The 23,219-nt window shown below is 61.2% G+C and carries 23 protein-coding genes, 2 pseudogenes and 1 CRISPR repeat array; of the genes and pseudogenes, 16 read left to right on the top strand and 9 right to left on the bottom strand.

All coding sequences use genetic code 11. The features are described from left to right. Nucleotide 1: 1 nt before the first annotated feature. Nucleotides 2-292 carry a CRISPR-associated endonuclease Cas2 gene (cas2, locus tag DL86_RS12995; protein WP_036262241.1) on the top strand — a complete coding sequence of 97 codons (291 nt, stop codon included), beginning with the start codon at nt 2-4 and terminating at the stop codon, nt 290-292. Between the two features lie 463 nt (nt 293-755). Next, a CRISPR array of direct repeats spans nt 756-2,050; the repeat unit is 32 nt; unit sequence GTCGCCCCCCACGCGGGGGCGTGGATTGGAAC. A 454-nt stretch (nt 2,051-2,504) separates the two neighbouring features. Here cas2 and DL86_RS12985 read toward each other — a convergent pair. Next, nucleotides 2,505-3,152, bottom strand: a complete 648-nt coding sequence (locus tag DL86_RS12985) for a glutathione S-transferase family protein (protein ID WP_036262142.1) — start codon at nt 3,150-3,152, stop codon at nt 2,505-2,507. Between the two features lie 172 nt (nt 3,153-3,324). Between DL86_RS12985 and DL86_RS19340 the strand changes: the two are divergent. From DL86_RS19340 to DL86_RS12930, 9 genes and pseudogenes are all read left to right on the top strand, one after another. Beyond that, nucleotides 3,325-3,824: pseudogene (locus DL86_RS19340) on the top strand (transposase); the annotation flags it as partial. A gap of 79 nt (nt 3,825-3,903) precedes the next feature. After that, nucleotides 3,904-4,700: pseudogene (locus tag DL86_RS20845) on the top strand (IS701 family transposase). Then, a complete protein-coding gene (locus DL86_RS20840; protein ID WP_425348922.1) occupies nt 4,694-5,053 on the top strand; it encodes a hypothetical protein in 360 nt (119 codons plus the stop codon). The pseudogene DL86_RS20845 and the gene DL86_RS20840 overlap by 7 nt, the downstream one beginning before the upstream one ends. Before the next feature lie 405 nt (nt 5,054-5,458). Continuing rightward, complete coding sequence (locus DL86_RS20835; protein ID WP_084572904.1) at nt 5,459-6,382, top strand: IS110 family transposase; 924 nt, start codon at nt 5,459-5,461, stop codon at nt 6,380-6,382. A 15-nt stretch (nt 6,383-6,397) separates the two neighbouring features. Beyond that, complete coding sequence (locus DL86_RS12955) at nt 6,398-6,661, top strand: hypothetical protein (protein ID WP_036262134.1); 264 nt, start codon at nt 6,398-6,400, stop codon at nt 6,659-6,661. A gap of 84 nt (nt 6,662-6,745) precedes the next feature. Continuing rightward, nucleotides 6,746-7,087 (top strand): hypothetical protein, encoded by a 342-nt coding sequence (locus DL86_RS12950; RefSeq protein ID WP_036262234.1) that lies wholly within the window; start codon nt 6,746-6,748, stop codon nt 7,085-7,087. Between the two features lie 498 nt (nt 7,088-7,585). After that, a complete protein-coding gene (gene xoxF5 / locus DL86_RS12940; protein WP_036262132.1) occupies nt 7,586-9,382 on the top strand; it encodes a lanthanide-dependent methanol dehydrogenase XoxF5 in 1,797 nt (598 codons plus the stop codon). Between the two features lie 102 nt (nt 9,383-9,484). Then, entirely contained in the window at nt 9,485-10,000 is a 516-nt protein-coding gene (locus DL86_RS12935; RefSeq protein WP_051953368.1) for a c-type cytochrome, methanol metabolism-related, read from the top strand. Between the two features lie 11 nt (nt 10,001-10,011). Continuing rightward, nucleotides 10,012-10,872 carry a quinoprotein dehydrogenase-associated putative ABC transporter substrate-binding protein gene (locus DL86_RS12930; protein WP_156964636.1) on the top strand — a complete coding sequence of 287 codons (861 nt, stop codon included), beginning with the start codon at nt 10,012-10,014 and terminating at the stop codon, nt 10,870-10,872. A gap of 82 nt (nt 10,873-10,954) precedes the next feature. Here the strand turns inward: DL86_RS12930 and DL86_RS12925 are convergent, their stop codons facing one another. Further along, a complete protein-coding gene (locus tag DL86_RS12925; RefSeq protein WP_036262225.1) occupies nt 10,955-11,545 on the bottom strand; it encodes a hypothetical protein in 591 nt (196 codons plus the stop codon). A 298-nt stretch (nt 11,546-11,843) separates the two neighbouring features. On the opposite strand from DL86_RS12925, the gene DL86_RS12920 reads away from it, so the two are divergent. Then, nucleotides 11,844-12,227, top strand: coding sequence for a 4a-hydroxytetrahydrobiopterin dehydratase (locus DL86_RS12920; protein WP_036262130.1), 384 nt, complete (start codon nt 11,844-11,846; stop codon nt 12,225-12,227). Between the two features lie 71 nt (nt 12,228-12,298). Next, a complete protein-coding gene (locus tag DL86_RS12915; protein WP_036262127.1) occupies nt 12,299-12,511 on the top strand; it encodes a hypothetical protein in 213 nt (70 codons plus the stop codon). Between the two features lie 58 nt (nt 12,512-12,569). Here DL86_RS12915 and DL86_RS12910 read toward each other — a convergent pair whose 3' ends face one another. From DL86_RS12910 to DL86_RS12900, 3 genes are all read right to left on the bottom strand, one after another. Then, a complete protein-coding gene (locus tag DL86_RS12910) occupies nt 12,570-12,803 on the bottom strand; it encodes a hypothetical protein (protein WP_036262125.1) in 234 nt (77 codons plus the stop codon). A 210-nt stretch (nt 12,804-13,013) separates the two neighbouring features. After that, complete coding sequence (locus DL86_RS12905; RefSeq protein ID WP_036262123.1) at nt 13,014-14,945, bottom strand: S9 family peptidase; 1,932 nt, start codon at nt 14,943-14,945, stop codon at nt 13,014-13,016. Nucleotides 14,946-15,162: 217 nt separating this feature from the next. After that, on the bottom strand, nt 15,163-15,597 hold the full coding sequence (locus DL86_RS12900) for a four-helix bundle copper-binding protein (RefSeq protein WP_036262121.1): 435 nt from the start codon (nt 15,595-15,597) through the stop codon (nt 15,163-15,165). Nucleotides 15,598-16,168: 571 nt separating this feature from the next. On the opposite strand from DL86_RS12900, the gene DL86_RS12890 reads away from it, so the two are divergent. Continuing rightward, a complete protein-coding gene (locus DL86_RS12890) occupies nt 16,169-17,089 on the top strand; it encodes a xanthine dehydrogenase (protein ID WP_245276367.1) in 921 nt (306 codons plus the stop codon). Between the two features lie 209 nt (nt 17,090-17,298). Further along, nucleotides 17,299-17,703, top strand: a complete 405-nt coding sequence (locus tag DL86_RS12885; RefSeq protein WP_036262117.1) for a winged helix-turn-helix domain-containing protein — start codon at nt 17,299-17,301, stop codon at nt 17,701-17,703. Here the strand turns inward: DL86_RS12885 and DL86_RS12880 are convergent. After that, the gene (locus tag DL86_RS12880) at nt 17,633-18,118 is read right to left on the bottom strand and encodes a TOBE domain-containing protein (RefSeq protein ID WP_051953379.1); all 486 of its coding nucleotides are present in this window, start codon (nt 18,116-18,118) and stop codon (nt 17,633-17,635) included. The two genes, DL86_RS12885 and DL86_RS12880, sit on opposite strands and share 71 nt — an antisense overlap. Nucleotides 18,119-18,239: 121 nt before the next feature. After that, nucleotides 18,240-19,088, bottom strand: coding sequence for a ModD protein (modD, locus tag DL86_RS12875; protein WP_036262115.1), 849 nt, complete (start codon nt 19,086-19,088; stop codon nt 18,240-18,242). 256 nt (nt 19,089-19,344) lie between these two features. Here modD and DL86_RS12870 point away from each other — a divergent pair, with 256 nt between their 5' ends. Then, on the top strand, nt 19,345-19,554 hold the full coding sequence (locus DL86_RS12870) for a TOBE domain-containing protein (protein ID WP_036262113.1): 210 nt from the start codon (nt 19,345-19,347) through the stop codon (nt 19,552-19,554). 81 nt (nt 19,555-19,635) lie between these two features. Here DL86_RS12870 and DL86_RS12865 read toward each other — a convergent pair whose 3' ends face one another. After that, nucleotides 19,636-19,965 carry a polyhydroxyalkanoic acid system family protein gene (locus tag DL86_RS12865; RefSeq protein ID WP_036262112.1) on the bottom strand — a complete coding sequence of 110 codons (330 nt, stop codon included), beginning with the start codon at nt 19,963-19,965 and terminating at the stop codon, nt 19,636-19,638. Then, nucleotides 19,931-20,206: a hypothetical protein gene (locus DL86_RS12860; RefSeq protein WP_036262111.1), complete on the bottom strand. Its 276-nt coding sequence runs from the start codon at nt 20,204-20,206 to the stop codon at nt 19,931-19,933. The genes DL86_RS12865 and DL86_RS12860 overlap by 35 nt, the downstream gene beginning before the upstream one ends. A gap of 258 nt (nt 20,207-20,464) precedes the next feature. On the opposite strand from DL86_RS12860, the gene DL86_RS12855 reads away from it, so the two are divergent. After that, nucleotides 20,465-23,140: a heavy metal translocating P-type ATPase gene (locus DL86_RS12855; protein ID WP_051953365.1), complete on the top strand. Its 2,676-nt coding sequence runs from the start codon at nt 20,465-20,467 to the stop codon at nt 23,138-23,140. The last annotated feature ends 79 nt before the right edge of the window (nt 23,141-23,219 follow it).

The following is a 23,219-nucleotide window of genomic DNA, read 5'->3' as shown; positions in this document are numbered from 1 at the left end:
GATGATGGTGCTCGTCAGCTACGACGTGGAGACCCTGACGGCGGCGGGCCGCAGGCGGCTGAGGCGCATCGCCAAAGCCTGCCGCGACGTCGGTCAGCGGGTGCAGTTCTCCGTCTTCGAATGCGAAGTCGATCCGGCCCAATGGGCGGCGCTGCGAGCGCGGCTGACGGCTGAGATCGATCCACACAAGGATAGTCTCAGGTTCTATTTTCTTGGCTCCAGTTGGCGCCGTCGCGTGGAGCATGTGGGGGCCAAGCCGGCGGTGGATTTCGATGCGCCGATGATCGTATGATTTGATAGAGCATTTTCGGGCGAAGTGGACATCGGTTCGCGTTAAGAAAATGCGACAAAACGAAGATCTAGAGCTGCTGTCTGATTCCGTCGAAACCGAAAGCGCTCTAGTCTGAAGGTCCATTCGGAGTTTCGTGTGCCGCGCATTTTTGAAAATCGCGCGTCGCCGAGACTTTTCCAGAAATTTCGATTCCGGTCCGGATCCACGTTTGCAGGAACCAAGTGCTGTGGAACAATCTGCATCTTGGTTCTTTCGTGGGCTGCCGGAGTTTCGATGCGGGGTTTGCTCGCGCGAACCCCAAGCGACCGGCTGGACGCCGACCGGTCCGCGGAGCCAAAAGCCCTTTGTGATCAAGGAGCCGAAGTTTCCAGTCCGAAGGATGTCCGTTTTGCGGCGCTCGCTTGCAACTGTTCGCGCGCTGCTGAGGGTTTCGCTTGTTCGATCAGTACTCTATCCTGCCGCAGTCGCCCCCCACGCGGGGGCGTGGATTGGAACAGATCCTTCAGAATAAAATACTCGGCGTGTTTCGTCGCCCCCCACGCGGGGGCGTGGATTGGAACGAAGCAGAAATTCGCTGTCAGCGTCTCGATCGAGTCGCCCCCCACGCGGGGGCGTGGATTGGAACTGAATCGTTGACGCGGTTCCTTTACCAGCCCCAGTCGCCCCCCACGCGGGGGCGTGGATTGGAACTGAACGAACACCGAGGCCATTGCATCGGGGTCGCGTCGCCCCCCACGCGGGGGCGTGGATTGGAACAAGATCATAGGGGAAGTCGAGAAGCTCGTAGCTGGTCGCCCCCCACGCGGGGGCGTGGATTGGAACAGAAACGCCCCCTTCATGGCGGACTACCGAGAATGTCGCCCCCCACGCGGGGGCGTGGATTGGAACCATGCCATCCGACGAGGAGTCGCCTAGATTGGGTCGTCGCCCCCCACGCGGGGGCGTGGATTGGAACCGGATGCGAACAGGCGTCCCTTATGGACAATCCCGCGTCGCCCCCCACGCGGGGGCGTGGATTGGAACCCCGAACAAGCGTTCCGCGCGCCCTGAGAGACATGGTCGCCCCCCACGCGGGGGCGTGGATTGGAACAAAAATGACATTCCGCCTGGACCGGCCGCCGGCGGTCGCCCCCCACGCGGGGGCGTGGATTGGAACGACAGGGGCTCATGCAGGGCTTCGTTCGAATGAAGTCGCCCCCCACGCGGGGGCGTGGATTGGAACACGCAGGCTGGAGCCTTCGCAAGCGGAGCGCTGGGTCGCCCCCCACGCGGGGGCGTGGATTGGAACATTCAACGGCACGACTTGCGCCGCTATCTTTTGGGTGTCGCCCCCCACGCGGGGGCGTGGATTGGAACCCCAAAGGCTCCAACATGACGCGGCGGGCCTTGTGTCGCCCCCCACGCGGGGGCGTGGATTGGAACATCGCAACTGCCGCCGGCGCAGCGATGACCAAGGTCGTCGCCCCCCACGCGGGGGCGTGGATTGGAACACCCGGCCATAGGCGCGCACGCGGGCCGGCGACGGTCGCCCCCCACGCGGGGGCGTGGATTGGAACATCAATACCTGGAACCGATCGGCGACCGAGGGGCGTCGCCCCCCACGCGGGGGCGTGGATTGGAACTGCTAACCGGCCCGTGTGTTGTGACACGTGGTAGCGTCGCCCCCCACGCGGGGGCGTGGATTGGAACGAGGCGGTCGCGACAACGGATGCCGCGAAATCGGTCAGTCGCCCCCCACGCGGGGGCGTGGATTGGAAGGTGCATACCGTGCTCATCGAACCTTTCGAGGCCGCGGATCGCGTGAGATGCGGGATCGTGGCTTGCAAGGCACAGAGGCAACCATCGAGCGGCAGCAGCGTATGCTTGCGGAAAGCGACGACGATCGCCTCGTCTTCAAGGGAAAGCGAAGTTGACTTCGGCTCTTTCGGGCCGGTCGGCCGGTCGGCGACAGAGCCGCGCTTCTTCCACTTGGCGACGGTCTTCTGATTGACCCCGTAGCGCTTGGCGAGCGCTCTCAGGCTCTCTTGACTATTTTGTATCGCTCGACGGACCGCCTCTGTCGTCGTGGCGCAGCCGTGCAGAACTTGTCCCATAGCGCATCCCTCCACTCTCGCGACAAGAATGCACCATCAAAACCCGGGATCAAACACCTAGGCTTAGGAGCCATAAACTGAACGAAAAACTCGGATGACGACTTCGAGCCGGACCTCAATCAGCCGGCCGGTGGCTTGTTCACCGCCAATTGCGCCTCAAAGGCGCGCTTGTAGGCGGGCCGCGCTTCGCCGCGGGCTACATAGGCGGGGAGGTTTGGATATTCGTCCAGCATACCCGACGCTCTCGACCTGAGCAGCACCGACGCCATCATCAGGTCGCCCGCGCTGAACGCGCCATCGAGCCAGTCGGCATCGCCAAGGCGACGGGAAAGTTGGCCCAGCCGGTTACGGACGCGATCCTCGACGAGAGGCATGCGTTGCGCGGACCAGGACTTGTCGCCCTCAAGGAGCCTGGCGGTTCCGAGTTCAAGGATCGGCGGCTCCACCGTGCTGAGCGCGGCGAACATCCATGTGATCGCGCGCGCCCGGGCATTCGCATCGTCTGGCAACAGGCCCGCATGGCGCTCCGCGATATGGAACACGATCGCCCCCGTCTCGAACAAGCCAAGATCGCCTTCTTCGTACGTCGGAATCTGCCCGAAAGGATGAAGCGCCAGATGTGCGGGTTCCTTCATCGCCCTGAACGAAACAAGACGAACCTCGTAAGGTTGGCCCACTTCTTCCAACGCCCAGCGAACGCGCGTATCACGCGCCAGTCCCTTGCCGCCATCGGGTGACCGTTCAAATGCGGTAATCGTGATGGTCATCGTGAAACTCCTCCTTGGTGAAATCATCGGCTCTGACAAGCTGTCAAGGCAAACTCACCGAGATTGAAGACGACCCCGTTCCATGTCCGGTTTGTCCGCATAGCAGACCTTTGCAAACTCTAATTCCATCTGATGTGACATCGTGATTCAAGCGCGGCAGGAGAACCTGACGATGTCTGATCAATTCTGGCTGACTACGGCTCAGCTTAAGCGCATTGAACCCTTTTTTTTTCCCGGACGCGTGGCATTCCGCGCGTGGATGACCGGCGTGTGGTCAGCGGGATAGTCCATGTGATCCGGAATGGTCTTCGATGGAGGGATGCGCCCGCGGTCTTTGGCTTCCATAAGACGCTCTACAACCGGTTCGTTCGCTGGTTCCGCATGGGTATCTTCGACCGAATCTTCGCCAACCTAGTGGCCGAGAGCGGCCCGCCCGACCGCGCGATGATGCTTGACGCCCTGACCGCTCGCGGCATCGTCTCGAGCATCCCCTCAAAAGCCACCCGCAAGATACCAATCGCCCACGACCGCACGCTCTATCGCCAGCGGCATAAAATCGAAAATATGTTCGGTAAGCTCAAGGACTGGCGCCACATCCACACCCGCTATGAGCGATGCGCGCACACCTTCTTCTCAGCAATCTGCATCGCGGCAACCGTTATCTTTTGGCTCGGTCAATGGATCCTAAGCCTAGCACTACTTTGGCGGATTAACGGATTGGTTAATTTGATTGGCGAGGCTTTGCGCTCCGATGGGAGCACGAGTGATGGCGGATTGGAATGCGGCGCTGACGGGGTGGTTGAAGCCGTTCGTTGAGAAACTTGGCCATAAGAAGCGGCGGCAGATGTGCCCCTTGTATGTTGCGGGGCTGATTGAGCCGGGGGAACGCAAAAGCATCGAGCCAATGGCGGCGCGCGTGGCGCCCGAGCGCTATGACCGGCTGCATCATTTCATCTCGGATGGGATTTGGGGGCACGGCCGCTCGAGGCGGAATTGGCGAAGCAAGCGGATAGGCTTATCGGCGCGTCCGACGCCTTTCTGGTCATCGACGACACGAGCCTGCCCAAGAAGGGCGAATGCTCGGTCGGCGTCGCCCCCCAATATGCGTCCATGCTGGGCAAGAGAGCCAACTGCCAGACATTGGTTTCGCTGACGCTGGCGCGCAATGAAGTTCCAATTGCCGTCGGCTTGCGGCTGTTCTTGCCGGAAAGCTGGACGAGCGATCCGCCGCGCATGGCGAGAGCCGGTGTTCCCGAATCGTTTCGCCAGCCGCGCAGCAAGCCGGAAATCGCGCTTGATGAGATCGACCGACTGATGGTTCAAGGCGTGCGATTCGGCGCCGTTCTCGCCGACGCCGGCTACGGCCTGTCAGCTCCCTTCCGTCAGGGGCTGAGCGCACGTGGGCTTGCTTGGGCCGTAGGCGTTCCCAAACATCAGAAGGTCTATCCCGCCAATGTTTCCCTAATCTTTTCCTCCGGCGGGACGAGGCCGGCCGCGCAAAAAGCCAGATCCCTGATCTGCTCTCGGTCGCGGCCGAGACGATGCTGACCGAGGCCAAGTGGAGGAAAGTCAGCTGGCGCCACGGCGTCAAAGGCCCTTTGAGCGCCCGTTTCGCCGCCCTGCGCATTCGCGTCGCAGACGGGCCGCCTCAGCGCATCCTCGACAAAAGTCAGCAGCATATGCCGGGCGAGGAGGCGTGGCTGATCGGCGAATGGCGTTCATCCGGCGAGCGGAAATACTATCTGTCCAATTTGCCGGCCAAGGCCAGTCTCAAAAGGCTCCCTGCCGCCATCAAGGCGCGCTGGGTCTGCGAGCAGGCCCATCAACAGATGAAGGAAGAGCAGGCCTCGATCACTTCGAAGGGCGATCATGGCAGGGCCTGCACAGGCACGCGCTCATGACAATGATCGCCTACGCCTTCCTTCAGCATCAGCGCCTCAAGCAGGCGACGCGGGAAAAAAAGAGTCTATCACGGGCCGCCGCAACCGACCCTGCCGGCGGTTCGACGCGCCGTCATCAAGGCGCTATCGCCAAAGCAAATCTTCGAACGATGTCCCCATTGCCGAATGCGCTTCAGGGAACGTTGGAAATAATTCTGCCAAAGTAGCGCTAGAGCTGCTTTCTGATTCCGCCGAAACTGAAAGCGCTTGTCTTATGACTTTTCGCGCCGCTAAGGCAAAAAAGGAACCGCTGAGAGAGGGTTGCGGCCCTTTCTCAGCGGCGAGGGACGGATCGGGAAACCGCTGACCATTTGACGGGCCGAGCTAGAGTTTGATCGCCCTCGTCTTTTCCTTTGGCCTGGACGGATACTCGGGCTAGATGAACCCTTCTACCATTGGCGTCGACGTCTCGAAAGATGGCTCGACGCGCATCGGCTCGCCGACGGCGCGTCCCGCCGTTTCGCGAATGATAAAGCCGGCTGCAAGGCCCTGATCAAATGGCTCGCCGCAACGGCAGCGGCGCGCGTCGTCTTCGAACCCACCGGCCCTTATCATCGCGTGCTCGAGCGCGCGCTGGATGCGGCCGGCGTTCCCATCGCCAGGGTCAATCCGCGTCAGGCCCGCCGTTTCGCTGAAGCCGCCGGCAAGCTCGTGAAAACAGATCGCGCCGACGCCGCCATGCTCGCGCGCATGGGCGAGGTTCTCGATTTGCGGCCGCGTCCCTGCGTCAGTCAGACCATCGCCGAGCTGAAAGAACTTCATCTTGCCCGCGCCGCGCTCGTCAAAGACCACACGGCCGACAAAAATCGCGCCAAAGCGATCACGCTGCCCCTGCTCGAAAAGCAGAACAAAAAGCGCCTCGCCGAGATCGATGTGAAAATCGACGAGATCGACGCCGCCATCGGAAAACTTGTCAACGACGACGTTCAGCTCGCTCGGCGCTTTGAGATTCTTCTCTCCATCCCCGGCGTCTCGAAAATCACCGCCTTCGCCTTGCTCATCGAAATGCCGGAACTCGGAACGCTCGAAGGCAAGCAGGCCGCAACGATGCGGCGCTTTCAAAGCGAGGCCGCGCCCCCCTTGCGCAGTTCGCGGCCCCTCGCCTTGAGGCGGAAACGACTCCGTTGGCCGGTCGGCGGGGCATCAAGCGGGCGCCGCCGCCGCATGTCCATGCCGAAAATGATTTTCTGCGAGCGCCGCCAGCGCCTATCCAGCAAGCGCGCTAGCGCACATCGTCGGACGGGAAATTGGCGCATGGTCGACCTCGACAAGCCGGCGAGCGCGGCTTGAAAGCGGACGAGGCCCATGTTTTCAAATCCTACGGCGATTGGCGCGTTGCGGTTGTTTAGCGGCATGAGCCTCGCCCTATTTTTCGCGCTGGCGCTGCTGGTGGCCTGTAGCTATGGTGCGGGCGGCCGGGTTCCGGCGACGATCCTTTGCGTGTTTCTCGGCGGCAGCTGCCGGGCGCTTCTGCCCTTGATGGCGCTCGGCGCATGCGGGGCTCTGCTGCTGGCCGCGCTCCGCGCCAAGAATCTGCGCAGCTCCGGCTCCGGCAGTCTTTCGGGTTGAGGCAAAGCGAAGAGCGCTCAGGCGTTGGGCTGAGGGATCGATCGCTTGGGCGCTGCAAACAACAGAGCAAGCGAAAATCAAACAATGAAAATCCTCGCCGCTAGCCTCGTCGTTCTCGCCTTCTTCTGTGCGCCCTTGGCTGCGGCGGAGGTTAATGATTATCCCACCGAGGCCCGCGCCGATTATGTCTTCGTCTGCATGAAGGCCAATGGCGAAACGCGCGACGCAATACGGCGCTGTTCCTGCTCGATAGACGTCATCGCCTCCTTGCTTCCCTACGACCGATATGTCGCGGCGGAAACGGTCGCTAGCGTGAGCCAGGCGCAAGGTCAGATCGGCTCTATGTTTCGCGCAAGCGAACAGGCCAAGGCGACCGCCGCAGATCTGCGGCGGGCCCAGGCCGAAGCGGAAATTCGTTGCTTTTAGGGCGTCCAAAAGGGCGCGCGGCCTTTTTGGGTCGGATAGTCCCATCAATGCAAAGCGATCGCGCGGCGATTGCCGACGGGTTTGCGACTGCGCCGAGGCTCGCGTGACGACCCGACTTTTCCTGCCGGAGGCGCGCCGGCGGAAATGCGGGGCGGCCTCTTGCGCCGGCTGCTATTCGGGAAATCCCGCCTTCTCGGCGCCCAATTCCTGCTGTTTGAATCCTCCGATGCGGCGCTTCAAAAGGCCAAAGCGGCCGATGGAAATGGCTATTGTGTCGCAGCAAAGCCCAATATATACGTTTCGTGGAGTTTTCCGGCTTCAGGGGGCAGCGGACGGGACCGCTGACGCTTTTCGAAGAGGAGGCGTGTCCTCATTGCGGAAACTGCATTGTCTTGCCGACGTGTTGACGCACGGGTGGAAAGACAGTCTACGACCACGCGCTGCCGAGGCATGATAAGCATCGCAGCCGCCACGACCTATAGTGTCCGGAGGAAATTAATGCGCAAGTTCCTGCTTATGTCCTGTGTTGCCGCCACGGCGCTGTTGGCGAATGGCGCCGCCTTTGCCAACGACGGATTGATCGCTCTCTCAAAAGACCCGAAACAATGGGCGTTGCCGACCGGCGACTATGCCAACCGGCGCTATTCCGAGCTCAGCCAGATCACGTCCGAAAACGTCAAGACGCTTGTCCCGGTGTGGAGCTTCTCGACGGGCGTGCTGCGCGGCCATGAAGGCGCGCCGCTGGTCATCGGCAATGTAATGTATCTTAGCACGCCATTTCCGAACATTGTCTATGCTCTCGACCTGAACAATGACGGCAAGATTCTCTGGAAATACGAGCCCAAGCAGGATCCGAACGTTATCCCGGTGATGTGCTGCGACACCGTCACGCGCGGCGTCGCCTATGCCGATGGCAAGATCTTCCTTTATCAGGCCGATACGACGCTGGTCGCGCTCAATGCGGCGACCGGGGCGCATATCTGGTCGACGAAGAATGGCGATCCGGCCAAAGGCGAAACGGGCACGTCCGCGCCGCAGGTTGTCAAGGACAAGGTGCTTGTCGGCATTTCGGGCGGCGAATTCGGCGTTCGCGGTTCGCTCACAGCCTATGACATCAAGACCGGCAAAAAAGTTTGGCGCGGCTATTCGATGGGGCCTGACTCCGACACGCTGATCGATCCGGAAAAGACCACTCATCTCGGCAAGCCGGTCGGCAAGGATTCCGGCATCAACACGTGGCAGGGCGATCAGTGGAAGATCGGCGGCGGCACGACATGGGGCTGGTATTCCTACGACCCGGATTTGAACCTCGTCTATTATGGCTCGGGCAATCCTTCGACCTGGAACCCGAAACAGAGGCCGGGCGACAATCGCTGGTCGATGGCGATCTGGGCGCGCGACGCTGATACCGGCGTCGCCAAATGGATCTATCAGATGACGCCCCATGATGAATGGGATTACGACGGCATCAACGAAATGATCCTCGTCGGCCAGGAAGCGCGCAAGGTCCTGGTTCACTTCGACCGCAATGGCTTTGGCTACACGCTCGATCGCGTCAGCGGCGAGTTGCTGGTCGCGGAGAAATTCGATCCGGCGGTCAATTGGGCCACCAAAGTCGATATGGACAAGAACTCGAAGACCTATGGCCGTCCCCTGGTGGTCCCCGCCTTCTCCACCGAACATAATGGCGAGGATGTGAACTCCCAGGGCATCATGCCCGCCGCTCTCGGCGTCAAGGACCAACAGCCTGCCGCCTACTCGCCGCTGACCGGGCTTTTCTACATCCCGGCCAATCATGTCGCGATGGATTATGAGCCGTTCCGGGTGAGCTATACCGCGGGCCAGCCTTACATCGGAGCGACCTTGTCCATGTATCCGCCGAAGGGCGATAGCCATATGGGCAATTTCACCGCCTGGGACGCCAAGACAGGCAAGATCGTCTGGCAGAACAAAGAGCAGTTCTCGGTGTGGGCCGGCGCGGTCGCGACCGCCGGCAATGTCGTCTTCTACGGCACGCTCGAAGGTTACCTGAAAGCCGTCAACGCCACGACCGGCGAAGAACTCTATAAGTTCAAGACCCCGTCCGGCATTATTGGCAATGTCATCACCTACGAGCATGCTGGGAAGCAGTTTGTTGCGGTTCTTTCAGGCGTCGGCGGCTGGGCCGGCATCGGACTTGCGGCCGGATTGACGAACCCCACCGCTGGCCTTGGCGCGGTGGGCGGTTATTCTTCTCTCGCGAACTATACGGCGCTTGGCGGTCAGTTGACTGTCTTTGCCCTTCCCGAGCAATAAGAACGTCGCTAACAGCATAGAGAAACGCTCGGCGCCTCAAGCGCCGAGCGTTTTCATCGATGCATCATTTCGAATAAGGATAGTCTCGTGCAAATCAGCTCTATGGTGCGGGCCTTGTTCCTCACCGTTACCGTCGCCTGCGCTAACACGGCCATGGCCGAGCCGCCTGCGGACCCCAAGGCGGTGAAGAAGGACGACGCCGGCAAATATCTCGACGCCAAGGGCGATCCGACATTCAGCGTGAAGCCTGATGGCGCCACGGACTGGTACACCTATTCAGGCTTTCGCCGTTATCATTCCGAATGCCATGTGTGCCACGGTCCGGACGGCGAAGGCTCTACCTATGCTCCCGCCCTCAAGAACTCCGTCAAGACGATCAACTACGCTGAGTTTGTTGGGATCGTTGTCGGCGGGAGGCAGAATATGAGCAGCGGATCAAGCAACGTCATGCCTGCCCTCGGCGACAACAAGAACGTGATGTGCTATATTGACGATATTTACGTCTATCTTCGCGCAAGGTCCGATGATTCGATTCAGCGCGGACGACCGGGAAGTCACGAAGAAAAGCTTCCGAAGGCGACCGAAGCCGAACATACTTGCCTCGGCGACCAGGGCTGAGTGAAACTCCCATGCGTTCGCGGAGGACTGTTGCATCGCTCGCGCTGGCTGGCCTCCTCGTCGCCTCCGGGGAGGCTTTTTCGCCGCAACTTGCATTGGCGCAACTTGCGGATGACAATTCGATTGAACTTGTTGATCCGAAGGTCTTGCGGGTTTGCGCTGATCCACGCAACCTTCCGTTCTCCAACGAGGCTGGCGAAGGCTTCGAGAACAAGCTAGCCGAGCTTTTCGCGCAAAAGCTCGGGAAGACGCTTGCCTATAGCTACTATCCTGGCTCCACAGGTTTCGTGCGCAATACATTGAACGCGCATCGTTGTGATGTCGTGATGGGCATGCCTCAGGGCGACGACGTCGTCCAAGGCACCAATCCCTATTACCGCACGGCCTATGCATTGGTCGCGAAGCGCGGCTCCGGCCTCGAGACCGTGGCGGAACTGAGCGATCCGCGCCTCAAGGACAAGCGGCTAGGCATCGTCGCCGGCACGCCGCCGGCGACCAACCTTGCCATCAATGCATTATTGCCGAATATCAAATCCTATCCGCTGGTCATTGACACGCGCTACGATGCGCCGACCCAAGCGATGATCACTGATCTTGAACAAGACCGGATCGATGTCGCGATCCTCTGGGGCCCCATTGCCGGTTATTTCGCGAAGCGCTCGTCGACTCCGATGCAGGTCACGCCACTCGTCAAGGAAAGCGTGGGGCCGCGCTTGATCTATCGGATTGGCATGGGGGTTCGCCATTCCGATCAAGACTGGAAGCGCAGCCTGAACAAGCTCATCGCCGAGAATCAGGATGAGATCGAGCGCATACTGACTGGCTACGGCGTTCCGCTGCTCGATGAAGACAATGCTCCGAAGTCTCATTGACGGAAGCGGGCCCCTGGGCATTTTCGAGCGAAGCGGCCGCCTGTTCGCAGGAGAGCGGCTTTCTGATCTCGTTGAATCGGAGTCAGTCGAGATAGCGCTCGATGATTCTGGCGAGCGCGAACAATCTTTGCTCGATTAAGGTCGGCGTCTCGCAAACATAGGCGAGGGATTGGCGCCGTTCATTGAACACCCGCAGATCCCATTCGAGGTTTTGAGCGCTGGGGTCCGTTCCTTGCGCGCGCCCCTGCGGCGTCGCAGCGGCGTCGGCCTGGATCGCTGCGTTCTCCTCGCGGATTTTCGCGGCGAGCTCCTTTTGCTTATGCCCAAAGCGGGTGAGGCCTTCGATCACCTGCGCGCGCTCGCGATTGAGCGTTTCGAAAAGGCCCGCGAGCAGGGCGATCAGCCGCTTCTCTTTATCCGGCTTGCTGGCGTTGGCGAATTCCTCGATTGCGCGTTCCGCCGCCTCGATCGGCATGCGCCTCGCCGCCAATCGCGCGACGAGATCCTCAAGCGCCGCGTCGCCGCGCCAGATCGCGCCCTCGATGGACGGGCCTGACCACACCGCGGCCAAGGAAATCCGGCCAACCAAAATTTGCCGGCAAGGCCAGTCGCCATCGGATTTCACCGGCCCTGCTTGCTGCGCGAAAGCGCCCGGGGCGTGAAGCGCCGCCATGAGACCGACAAAGGCGCCGGCCGCCGCAAACCGTCGATCGCGGCATCTTCTGATGACCCTGCGCCCCGTCGCATTTTCTTTGATGGGCGTCGCGCGCAAAAAATTCCCTTTCACGGCGAAGCGCTCTAAAGCGCCTTCAATTTCGGCGGAATCAGAAGGCAGCTCTAGGTCTTTGTTTTGTCGCATTTTCTTAACGCACACCGGTATCCACTTCGCTCTAAAAAGCTCTAGATACGATTGGGCGCATTGCGCTGACGAGTTTTCAGAAGGTCGCGCCGCCAAGGCAAGGATTTTGATCATGAGCGAAGCTGCCAAGGAAAAGACCTATAGCGAGAGTGAAATCAAGGCGCGGCTCGAACGTGAGCTGCCCCACTGGCGGTTGGAGGGCGGCTGGATTCGCCGCACCTACAAGACCGCAAGCTGGAAAGGCACGTTGATGGTGATCAATGCGGTCGGCCACCTCGCGGAGGCTGCCTGGCACCATCCCGATCTCACCGCCTCTTATGCCTGGGTCGAGGTTCGCCTGCAAACCCACACGGCAAAGGGCATAACGGACAAGGATTTCGAACTGGCGAAAAAAATCGAAGATGTCATACTCTGGCAACCTGGCAAAGAGGGCGGCGCCTTGGAGGGAACTCCGGTGGGGGACCAGCGGTTCGCCTACGTCAAGCATGAGGCGTGAGGCGGGCGTTTCGCGAATGCTGGAAGCGCCGGCCGCGCCGACGACAAGATGGTTCGGGCGTGGAGAGGGCAATGGGCCTTATTGAATTGATCCTCACGGTTTGCAGCCTCGCCCAACCGAGCGCATGCGAAGAGCGGCAGCTGTCCTTGATCGATCAGGGCTCGCTGATGCAATGCATGCTCCAGGCCCCGCCGAAGATCGCGCAATGGGCGGACGGCCACCCGAACAGCCAGGTCGTGAAATGGCGTTGCAGCTATCCGGGGAGCGAGGGCAAGACGCTTTAAGCGCGCCCCGAGCCCCGGCTCAAGACATCGCCCAGTCCGGCCGACGCTTGAAGGGGCGTCAGCGCATAATGGCGCGGATTGTCTTGACCGTTTCGGCTGTGGCGGCATCGCCGTTCGCCGCTATCTCTTCAAGCTCCGCGAATAATTTCCAGCGTTTGTTTTCGTCATCATAGGCAAAAGCGTCATTTGGGGCATTTTCCCGGCGCGCGCGCCGGACTTGGTCGTCGACATAGGATTCTTTGGCCTCGGTAAACTTGCCATAGGCGCGAATGAACGCGTAATCGCTTGCCATTTTTGCTCCTCGATCGGGTTCGCTGAACCTGCGCTTCGAATGCGCTCTCAAATTCGCGGAATATGCTCAGGCTCTTTAACACTGGAGCGATTTCTGATCGATCGAATGACTCCATTCGATCGGAAAGCGCTCAAGCTCATTGTTTTATAGCAAGCGTCAAGCCAATCGCGGGGCGGCGCATGCCGGGAACATTGCTCGCGCCCGTTTTGACTATCTCTCGTCCATATTCGCGATCGTCACGTGTTCGCTCAAGCCCGGCGCCGCGAAGCCGAAGATGCGGCCGTAAAAATCCAGTTCGAGCTCAAGGACGCGGCGCAGGGTCTCGGCCTTGCGAAACCCGTGGCCTTCGCCTTCGAAGACATAAAAGGCGACCGGAAGGCGGCGCGCCGACATTGCCTCGACCATGGTCCGCGCTTGATTGGGCGGGACGGTTTTATCGTCCTCGCCCTGGAAAAAAATCACCGGGCAGGCAAGCCGATCAAGGTGGTGAATCGGCGAGCGTTCGAGATAGAGGTCTTGGCGCTCCGGAAGCGGGCCGATCAGAGCGTCGAGATAGCGGGACTCGAATTTATGCGTGTCCCTGGCCAGCAGCATCAAATCGGCGACGCCATAGAGACTGGCCCCCGCCTTGAAAAGCGTGGAGGAGGTCAGCGCCTTGAGCGTGGTGAAGCCGCCGGCGCTGCCGCCTCGGATCGCGAGCCTTGCGCCGTCGACGAGGCCGCGTTCGACAAGATAGTTTGCCGCCGCCGCGCAGTCCTCGACGTCGACCACGCCCCATTGCCCATTGAGGCGGCGGCGATAGTCGCGGCCAAATCCGGTCGATCCGCCATAATTGACATCGACGACGCCGATGCCGCGACTGGTCCACCATTGGATATTCAAGTTGAAACTATTCGTCGTCATGCTGGTCGGTCCGCCATGGGAGAGGACGACGAGCGGCGGCAATTCCCCTGGGGGGCCTTTGAACTCCTGATTTTTCGGCGGAAACCAGAAGGCGTGTCCGCTCCCGCCGCGCGCGGGGAAATCGATCGCCTCGCCAAGCGAGATCGTCTCGGGGGCCAGCACGGACGGCGCAGCGGCGCGCACAATCTGCGGCGCGCCGCCAACGCTCCCGGGCGTCAAAGTGACGGCCGGCGGCGCTGTGGGGGGCGTCGCAATATAGGCGAGGCCATCCCCGAGAGGTTGCGGAGTGTCGAGAACCTGCCCAATATCGAGCGGCGCAATGGCTCCCTCCGCGATCATGCCGGCGGATCTGATTCCATCCCGCACGATCGCGACGACAATTCGCCCATCGGGAAGGAAAGCATAATAGCGCTGGCGAAAGACCCAATGAGGACCGCCGATTTCAGCCTCCACCGGGGCCACCGGCGTCGCGGCGCCGCCGCGCAGTGCGTAAAGGTTCCACCAGCCTGTCCGGTCCGAGCAAAAATGCAGGATATCGCCGGCTGACCATTCCGGTTGCACGATCGATTCCGGCGCTTGCCCAGCGACCAGATTTGACGGGCCGAGCATACCGTCCGGCATAAGTCCGGCGATGAAAAGCCTGGTCCGATCCCAAGGCATGTCGGGATGATCCCAGGCAATCCAGGCGATCCAGTCGCCGCTCGGCGAGAGGCGCGGCGAACTCAGGAAATCGGGCCCCTCGACCAGCACCTCTTCGGACCCATCCGAATCGAGCGGCAGGGCGACGATCGCGGCCTTTGGATCGGTCGGCGGCCGCTCGCGATGATCCTCGCGAATAGCCAACACGCGACGGCGCCGCAAATCCAACTCGAAATCTGCGTAGCGGCAGCCTTCCGGCGTAGCGATTTGGCGCGGCGAGGCGTCGGCTTCGATGAGCCAAACGGACCCATCCTTGCGCTCGCTATAGACTGCGACGCCATCTGCGACCGCATAGGCGCCGCCGCCATATTCATGGACGCGGCTGCCGACATTGGACGGGGCGAGAGTTAGTTCCTCGATCTGGCCATTGGCCCGGCGCCGGCACAAAACTGTGCGTCCGCTTTCGGCCGGCCTGGCTTCCAGCCAATAAAGCGTCGGTCCATCGACTGCGAGGGAACTGAGCCCAACCGCGGCGCCGGTCATGAGTTCGACGCTCACCGGGGAAACCCAGGCGCCATAAGAGGCGCATGCCTGGCTCATCTTTCGCCCGACGCCAAGTTGCGCCGGTCGGCGACGCGGCGATCAAAATCCAGGAAAGAATATGAGAAAAAAGGGCGGCGCGGCTGCATAGTCTATTATGGGCCGGGCAGGGGCGTTGGCGCAAGCTTCGCCAACGCTTTCATTGTCGAAGAGAAGCCGAGACAACCAGCGGCGGGATTGCTTCCAGAACTCCCCCGCAACTGCCTGAAGGGGCGGCTCAGGAGTATTTGCGGCACTCTTCAGCGCAAGCCTTGCAAGCGTCGCCGCAGGCTTTGCATTCAGCTATCTTGGGGAATTTCTCGCATTCTTTCTGGCAATCGGCGCAGATCATCTCCACCACCTTGGCGAAATGTCCGGTATGCTCCGAGTTGACCGCGGCCAAGGTCTGGAGCGCGCCACAAGCCGCGATCAATTGGAAGGTCGAATCGGCGCATTCGGTCATGCTCGTGTCTTTCATCGCGAACATGCCGAGGCAATGCCTCATGCAATCATTGCCGGTCGACACGCATTTGCCGGCTGCTTCCTGCAGGGCCTTGAACTTCGGCGCGTGCATCATGGTGTCGGCGCCCATTTCGGCAAATGCCGGCTGGGCGGAGGCTGCGGCCACCGCGGCGACTGTTCCGACGGCGGCTATGAATTCACGACGCTGCATGGTTTCCTCCTACAAGGTTTTAAGACACTACTGCTTGAACGCCGAACATCGTGTAGAGTTTCAGACAAGCCGCAAAGCATCACGGCGATACTAATAAACTCATGATCAAAACTCAAGCGTAGGGCTTCATATATTGTCAGTTTCTTGCCGGAATACATTAATGATTTAGTTCATAGAACATATGAACAAGTATTCGTCATGAGTTATTTAGTTGAAATTAACCACTTTATTAATTGCTAGCAGAAAAATATCACGCAGAAATGACTGCCGACTTGTCTTGGGCGTTAGACTCAGACCCGCTTGGCCCGTCAAGGTCATCCCGCTTGATGATCCGTGCGATCTCGGCGGATCTCCCTTGTTTCAGCGCCCACGAGACGCCGGAGGCTGGCCTACCAGTTTCTCGCGCTTTCGCATTGACCTCGCTCAATTGCCAAGGCGTGAGGGCGATCCTCGCCGCGGCCGCCCCGTCGCTGGATGCGACGCGAAAGAGCCCGCGCCTTGACTTGCCAGTATCGATATACTAACGTATATAGGATAGCTCCGAAGTCGGTCCGTTTATGCGAAACAGATCATGCATCAGATAGACGATCCTAACGCGCGGCGCGATGCTATCTCGGCGGCGCCACCCGCAAGTCCGCGGTTTGCCGTCGTGCTCGGCACCAACGAAATCGCGTCTGCGATCGCGGTTTTTCTGCGCCGATTCGGGCGCGCCGTTGTCCTGTCGCATGACCCCTTGGCGCCGGTGATCCGGCGCGGGATGGCGTTCTACGATGCGCTCTACGATGACGAACGTCTGGTCGAGACGATCGCGGCGATGCGAATCGATAGCGTAAGCGAGCTTTTCGACGTCGCCGCCCTGAGGGATCGCGTCGCGGTGACGAGTCTCGGCCTGACCGATTTGCTCGTTCTCGGCCAGCCAGACATCATCGTCGACGCAAGGATGCATAAGCGCTCGATCATGCCGCGCCTGCGCGGATTGGCGGGGCTCACGATCGGTCTTGGTCCGGGGTTTACAGCGCGCGGCAATTGCGACGTGGCGATTGAGACGCGGCCGGATCGCGCCGGCCTTGTCTTGCGCGAGGGAACAACCGAACCCGTAGCCGCCCTCCCAAGCCTCCTCGGCGGAATCGGCGCCGAGCGCTTCGTCTACTCCAAGGCGCCGGGTCGTTGGCGCACCGCGCTGGATATAGGCGCGCGCATCTTCAGAGGCGTCATCGTCGGTCATCACGGCGGCGCGGCGGTCAAAGCCCCGATCGACGGGATCTTGCGCGGCCTCGCGCGCGATGGGATCGAAATTCCGGCCGGCGTCAAGCTGATCGAGATCGATCCGCGCGGCCGCGCCTCCAAATGGACCGGCATCGACGAGCGCGCGCGGGGAATCGCCGAGGCGGTCGTGCGGGCGATCATGCTTTGCGAGGCCGAACGGGTCTTAGAGGGCGATCTCCCGGCTCGGAAACGGCCCTGTCCTGCATCAAATTTTTTTAACGAATGATTTTCCAAAAGCCGCGGGAAGCTTATCCGGCCGCCGATCGAACCATCTGATTTTTGTCTTCATGCTCAAAGGAACCGCGCTGACCCCGCGCTTACTTCGCCGCGCTCACTTTATCTCAGAATGCTATATTCTCACATTTTGTTTCGTGCGCGGATGCTGATAGGCGTCCGTTTCGCCCGAGAAATGCATTTCGGGCACAAGGAAAGTCCATGGCAAAGAGCAAGCCGCAAACCGCTTCTATCTCCATTTACCTCAATCTGCCGAATGGCGGCGCGTTTGGACCCGAAGATTTGGCGCTGATCGATATGATTCGCATCGAGCGTTCGATTATCGGCGCAAGCCGCGCCCTACAGCTTTCCTACCGGAAATGCTGGCTCAGCGTAGACGCCTTGAACCGCACGTTCGAAAGCCCGGTTGTCGCAACCTTTCCGGGGCGGCGCGGCGGCGGCGCCGAGATCACCCAATTCGGCGAGCGGCTCGTCGCGCTCTATCGCTCGATCGAACGCCATGCGTCGAATTCAGCGAAGAAGTCCCTCGACGAACTCACGGCTTCGTTGGACTGGTCTTTCGATCCAAAGGCCAGGGTCTCGGCCGCGGCGCGCGATCCGGCTTGAGTTCATGGCCTGAAATCGCCACCGCCTTGATCATCACCCAGGCGCGAAGTCCCGGCGCGAGGGCCAGGCGCTCCACTGACTCGCTGGTCACGAGCGCATGGAGACGGGTCTTTCCAAGATTGAAAGTCACCTTGACATAGGGCGGCGTGAGATAGGAAAGTTCGGCGATCTCGCCGGGCAGGCGATTGGTGATCGACACATCCATCGGCCGCGAGAGCGCGATTGAAACATCCCGCGCGTCGATCCGGATCGTGACGCCGGAGCTGGCAGGATAATCGATCAGCGGCACCCGCAGCTCTCCATCCTCGAAAAACAGCGTCGTCAATGCCATTTCGCGATCATGGTGCAGCACGCGCGCCGAGAGCGCCGTTTTGAGAAGGGGCCGGGCCGGTCGCAGTTTGGGAACTTCCAACATTTTCTTCGCCGGAGCCTGTGGCCTCGCCCGATCGGATCGGCGGGGATTGAGCTCAAAAATCGAAAAGCAGAACCAGATCCTTGTCGAAAAGGAATCTGTCAACTGTATTCCGGAGCATGTTTTATGCCGCCTCGACGCGAACCGCGACGTCGAGGGGTTTGCCCCAATAGGGCGCCGATGTCACGAGAATATCGGCGCCGGCTGCCGCGTATTGGGCCGCATTGCCTGCATTGACGCCGCCCGCCGCCGCGATCAGCGGGCGTGGGATGCGCGGCTCCAGCGCCGCGACGAGGGCGGCGATTTCCTGCGGCGGAAATTTTTCCGCCTGAATTACATCGGCGCCCGCATCTCCCCAGGCGAGGGCTTCGGCCAGCGATCCAACCTCGACGACGATTTTTTTTTCAGCGGCGTCGCGACGCGCCAGGGCGATCATCTCCTTCTCGCTCATGCCAGAGAGAAAGGCCCGATGCTCGGCGAAAATTAAAATGGTTTCGCTAAGGCCCAGACGATGCGGCATGGCCCCGCCGGCGAGGATCGCCTTCAGCGACAAGAGCTTCGTTCCGGGCGCGTTCTTGCGCGTGCATGTGATTGCAATTTGCGGCGAGACGGCGCGCGCGGCGGAAACGATGCTTCGGGTCGCGGTCGCGATGCCCGAGGCGACCTCAATGAGATTTTGCGCTATTTTCCAGGCGCGCAGAAGCGTTGCGGCGGATCCGGTGGCGGTGAGGATCGGCGAACCGGGCTCCAGCGCCGCTCCGGAAGCGGCATGCAGGATCACAGTCGCTCCAGCGCGCTCAACGATCCGGGCGGCCTCTTCGGCGCAGGCGAGGACCATGGCCTCGCGCGCCGCGAAGCTCATGCGGCCAGTTTTGCCGCCAAGGCCGAGAAAATGCGTGGTGAGATCGAGAAAAGGCGCGTCGTCAGCCAAAAATTGATCGAGCAAGGAATCCGGCAATGTCGGCAAGTTCAAGGATGGGCTCCTGCTCGTGTTTGAATGGCAAACGACAGACTTATTGAATTTTTGCGATCGCCGGGAGCATCTGAGAGATTTTTTGATTGGATGCTATCCGATTGGGAGCGCAATCGCGCTCAACGGCGCTTCGAAAACGCGCTGCCCCTAGCGTTACAGCTTCAATGCACCTATATACAAAAAGTCGCAACTCGCGGCTATAGACCCTAGGCTCGGCTTCTCTGCGTCGGGCTTTCTTTTTTGGAAAGGAAACGCCATGAAAATCTCCGCTCGCAACGCGCTCGAAGGCACGATTAAAGAGATCCATAAGGGCGCAACCACGGCGCATGTCGAAATCGAGCTGGCCGGCGGCGCGATCGTCACAGCTTCGATCACCAATGAATCCGTTGACGAGCTTGGACTCGCCAAGGGCAAGAAGGCTCACGCCATCATCAAGTCGTCGGATGTCATGGTCGCCGTCGATTAGGTTTAGCGCCGCGCCGCCCTGAAGCCGGGCGGCTATTGGATGAATCCCCCTTCTTGGCGCCTCGCCGCGCCAAGAAACATATCACGGTTTTGGCTGCGTGCGCCCGATACGCAAGGAATCCTGTGCGTTGCTGGTCAAGACTCCTTGAATCTTGCCGGAGAGAGCGGCGAGGATCCAAGGCAGCTGCACCTCAATTCGCAGGGCGTCCGGCATAACGTCGAGTTGAGCAGTGGTCGTCTGGCCGAAGGCCACAACCCGCAAATCGGCCCTGTCGCCGCTCCATGTGACTTCGGAATAGGCCAACTTATCGACGTAGTCTCGCCGCAGCAGGTCGATCCGCTCCGTGACCCGCTTTTTCGCCGCCTCGGCCCCGAGATCATGCGGCAATGTAATGACGATTGATTTCGACATAGCGCTGCTCCAAGCTCCACCCTAGAGCATGATGCCGAAAAGTGGAAACCGGTTTTCGGACGACATCATGCTCTAACTCTTTGATGAGAGGCGGATTTAAGATTTTGGACGAGATCGCCTTGCGATTCCGTCCAAAATCATCCGGCTCTAGAGCATGTTCCGAAAAAAGTTGATCGACTTTTTCGATCAGAACATGCTCCAACCCTTTGAAAATAAGCGCTTTCCGATCGAATGACTCCATTCGATCGATCAGAAATCGCTCCAGTGTCAAAAAAGTCTGAGCATATTCTCGTCGAACAGATCGAACCAATCTGTTCGGAATATGCTCTAGATATTCCGCATGTAAACATTTTCGGCTGCTGCTGAAAGGGCGCTGAGGCGCATCGGCGAATGCCCGCCGGTCTTGTTTCCCGTCGGCCTCCCTTGTTTTCCGGCTCGACGCCGATGATTTACGAGCGGGGAAGCCGTCAGTTCTCTATCTCTATAAAGGAAAACGCCGATGCCTTCACGCCCCGAGCATCCCAAACAAGCGGCGGCCTTCAGCCTCGGAGTTGAAGGTTTGGCCTGCGCCTCCTGCGTTGCGCGAGTCGAAAAGGCCATTTCGACGGCCCCAGGCGTTGCTTCGGCCTCGGTCAATCTCGCGACGCGGCGCGCCGAGGTGGTGTTTTCGGGAGCGCCGGACATTGCCGGCGTCGTCGCCGCAATCAGCAAGGCTGGTTATGGCGCGACGATTGAAACGGCGCGGTTCGAAATCGATAAAATGAGCTGCGCCTCTTGCGTGAACCACGTCGAGAAGGCGTTCAAGACCGTTCCAGGCGTGATCGAGGCCAATGTCAATCTCGCGGCCCGGACCGGGACGGTGCGCTTTGCCCCCGGCGCGACAAACGCCGCCGCTCTCGCGACCGCCGCGACCGCCGCCGGCTATCCGACGCGCGAGATCAAGCCGGACGCGCCCGCGACGTCGCTGGCCGACCGGCGCGACAAGGAAACGCAAGAGCTCTCTCGCGCGCTTCTGGTTGCTGCGGTCCTGACGGCGCCTGTCTTCGCGCTCGAGATGGGCTCCCATATGGTGCCGGCCGTCCACATGTTCGTGATGGATGCGATCGGCATGCCGGCGAGTCGGGTTATCCAGTTCGTTCTGACCGCGCTGGTTCTGTTCGGGCCGGGCCTGCGCTTTTTCAAGACCGGGTTTCCGGCGCTGTGGCGCGGCGCGCCGGACATGAACGCCCTCGTTGCGCTCGGCGCCGGCGCCGCCTTTACCTATTCCGCCTTGGTCACTTTCGCGCCTGGCCTGTTCCCGGCCGGAACCTCCCATGTCTATTTCGAATCCGCCGCTGTGATCGTGACATTGATCCTGCTTGGGCGGAGCTTGGAGGCGCGGGCCAAGGGACGCACCGGCGCGGCCATCGAACATCTGATCGGCTTGAAGCCCAAGACCGCGCGCGTCCTGCGCGATGGAGCGCCGGTTGACGTCGCCCTGGAGGAGGTCGCCGTGGGCGACATCGTCCTCGTCAAGCCGGGCGACAAAGTGCCGGTCGATGGAGCGGTGGTCGAAGGCTCTTCCTTCGTCGACGAATCGATGCTGACCGGGGAGCCGGGGCCTGTGACCAAGGGCGTTGGCGCCAATGTGGTGGGGGGAACCATCAATAAGACGGGAAGCTTCTCCTTCAGGGTGACTAAGACCGGCGCCGACACGGTGCTGGCCCAGATCATTCGCATGGTCGAGCGGGCGCAGGGCGCCAAATTGCCGATTCAGGCGCTGGCCGACAAGGTGACGGCATGGTTCGTGCCGGCCGTGATCGGAGTTGCGGCTGTGACCTTCGCGCTCTGGCTATGGCTCGGGCCGGCGCCGGCCTTGAGCTATGCGCTGATCCAGATGGTCGCCGTGCTGATCATTGCTTGCCCCTGCGCGATGGGTCTCGCCACGCCGACCTCGATCATGGTCGGCACCGGGCGAGGCGCCGAATTGGGAGTCCTCTTTCGCAAGGGAGACGCCTTGCAGAGCCTCGCGAGAGTGACCGCGATCGCCTTGGACAAGACTGGAACGATTACAAAGGGAAGCCCCGAACTGACCGATTTTCTTGCCGCGCCGGGGTTCGACCGGGCTGAGGTTCTTGGCTTTGTCGCGGCTGTGGAGGCGCGGTCCGAGCATCCGATCGCCGCCGCCATCGTCGCCGCCGCGAAGGAGGCCGGGGCGCTGAGCAAGCAGGCTGTCAGCTTTTCCGCCGAGCTGGACCCCGGCGCGCCGCGCGGTGGTTCGCCTTGGCGGACGTTGTTATCCTGGTCCAAGCGCTCGGGGGGCGTCGAGGACTCGGCCGGGACTGCCGAGCAGACGGGGGCGACCGGCGGGCGGGCGCTCAACTTCGCCGCAAAGCCGGGCCTTGGCGCCGAAGCCGACGTCGAGGGGCGTCATGTCGCGGTTGGCGCGGATCGCTTCATGGCCGCGCTGGGCGTCGATGTTGGCGCCTTTGCCGATGCGGCGAAACGGTTTGGCGAGGAGGGAAAGTCTCCGCTCTATGCGGCGATCGATCGAAAGCTCGCCGGCCTCATCGTGATTGCCGACCCGATTGCGCCGACGGCGCGGCGCGCGGTCGAAGCCTTGCGCGGGCAGGGGCTCGAAGTAATCATGGTGACGGGCGACAATCGCCGGACGGCCGAAGCCGTCGCCAAGGCGGTGGGGATCGACGGGGTCGTCGCCGAGGTTCTGCCGGAGGGCAAGCTTGCGGCGCTGCGAGAGCTGCGCGCGCGCCATCGCGCCATCGCTTTTGTCGGCGACGGCATCAATGATGCTCCGGCCCTGGCCGAAGCCGATGTCGGTCTGGCGATCGGCGCCGGGACGGATGTTGCGATCGAGGCCGCCGATGTCGTGCTGATGGGGGGCGACCTTGGCGCCGCCGCGACGGCGGTAGCGCTGAGCCGGGTCACGATGCGCAACATCAAGCAGAATCTGTTTTGGGCCTTCGCCTATAACATCGTCCTGATCCCGGTCGCCGCGGGAGCGCTTTACCCGGCCTTCGGCATCCTCCTGTCGCCGGTGCTGGCCGCTGGCGCGATGGCGTTTTCCTCCGTCTTCGTCGTCTCCAACGCGCTCCGGCTGCGCCGGTTTGCCTCCCCCTTGCGCAGGAGCGCCGGGCTTGGCGCGGAGGACGGATTGCGGCAGGCGTCGGCGGAATAGGGAGCCGCGCCCGCCGGCCCCGAGCGGGCGCGCATCCATAGAGGGTAGGAGCGGCGGCGGCTTCGTGCTAAGCGCGGGT

Origin of the sequence: Methylocapsa aurea, assembly GCF_000746085.1 — a bacterium.
Lineage (GTDB): Bacteria > Pseudomonadota > Alphaproteobacteria > Rhizobiales > Beijerinckiaceae > Methylocapsa > Methylocapsa aurea.
Note: the sequence above shows the minus strand (reverse complement) of the source record. Positions and strands in the feature narration are given on the sequence as shown.

Coding starts and splice junctions, on each gene's coding strand:
- DL86_RS12855 (WP_051953365.1), top strand. CDS start 20,465: ATGCCTTCACGCCCCGAGCATCCCAAACAAGCGGCGGCCTTCAGCCTC.
- xoxF5 (WP_036262132.1), top strand. CDS start 7,586: ATGCGCAAGTTCCTGCTTATGTCCTGTGTTGCCGCCACGGCGCTGTTG.
- DL86_RS12985 (WP_036262142.1), bottom strand. CDS start 3,152: ATGACCATCACGATTACCGCATTTGAACGGTCACCCGATGGCGGCAAG.
- cas2 (WP_036262241.1), top strand. CDS start 2: ATGATGGTGCTCGTCAGCTACGACGTGGAGACCCTGACGGCGGCGGGC.
- DL86_RS12930 (WP_156964636.1), top strand. CDS start 10,012: ATGCGTTCGCGGAGGACTGTTGCATCGCTCGCGCTGGCTGGCCTCCTC.
- DL86_RS12885 (WP_036262117.1), top strand. CDS start 17,299: ATGGCAAAGAGCAAGCCGCAAACCGCTTCTATCTCCATTTACCTCAAT.
- DL86_RS20840 (WP_425348922.1), top strand. CDS start 4,694: ATGCTGACCGAGGCCAAGTGGAGGAAAGTCAGCTGGCGCCACGGCGTC.
- DL86_RS12870 (WP_036262113.1), top strand. CDS start 19,345: ATGAAAATCTCCGCTCGCAACGCGCTCGAAGGCACGATTAAAGAGATC.
- DL86_RS12950 (WP_036262234.1), top strand. CDS start 6,746: ATGAAAATCCTCGCCGCTAGCCTCGTCGTTCTCGCCTTCTTCTGTGCG.
- DL86_RS12915 (WP_036262127.1), top strand. CDS start 12,299: ATGGGCCTTATTGAATTGATCCTCACGGTTTGCAGCCTCGCCCAACCG.
- DL86_RS12860 (WP_036262111.1), bottom strand. CDS start 20,206: ATGGAGTCATTCGATCGGAAAGCGCTTATTTTCAAAGGGTTGGAGCAT.
- DL86_RS12910 (WP_036262125.1), bottom strand. CDS start 12,803: ATGGCAAGCGATTACGCGTTCATTCGCGCCTATGGCAAGTTTACCGAG.
- DL86_RS12890 (WP_245276367.1), top strand. CDS start 16,169: ATGCATCAGATAGACGATCCTAACGCGCGGCGCGATGCTATCTCGGCG.
- DL86_RS12865 (WP_036262112.1), bottom strand. CDS start 19,965: ATGTCGAAATCAATCGTCATTACATTGCCGCATGATCTCGGGGCCGAG.
- DL86_RS12935 (WP_051953368.1), top strand. CDS start 9,485: ATGGTGCGGGCCTTGTTCCTCACCGTTACCGTCGCCTGCGCTAACACG.
- DL86_RS12920 (WP_036262130.1), top strand. CDS start 11,844: ATGAGCGAAGCTGCCAAGGAAAAGACCTATAGCGAGAGTGAAATCAAG.
- DL86_RS12905 (WP_036262123.1), bottom strand. CDS start 14,945: ATGAGCCAGGCATGCGCCTCTTATGGCGCCTGGGTTTCCCCGGTGAGC.
- DL86_RS12900 (WP_036262121.1), bottom strand. CDS start 15,597: ATGCAGCGTCGTGAATTCATAGCCGCCGTCGGAACAGTCGCCGCGGTG.
- DL86_RS12880 (WP_051953379.1), bottom strand. CDS start 18,118: ATGTTGGAAGTTCCCAAACTGCGACCGGCCCGGCCCCTTCTCAAAACG.
- DL86_RS12955 (WP_036262134.1), top strand. CDS start 6,398: ATGTTTTCAAATCCTACGGCGATTGGCGCGTTGCGGTTGTTTAGCGGC.
- DL86_RS12925 (WP_036262225.1), bottom strand. CDS start 11,545: ATGGCGGCGCTTCACGCCCCGGGCGCTTTCGCGCAGCAAGCAGGGCCG.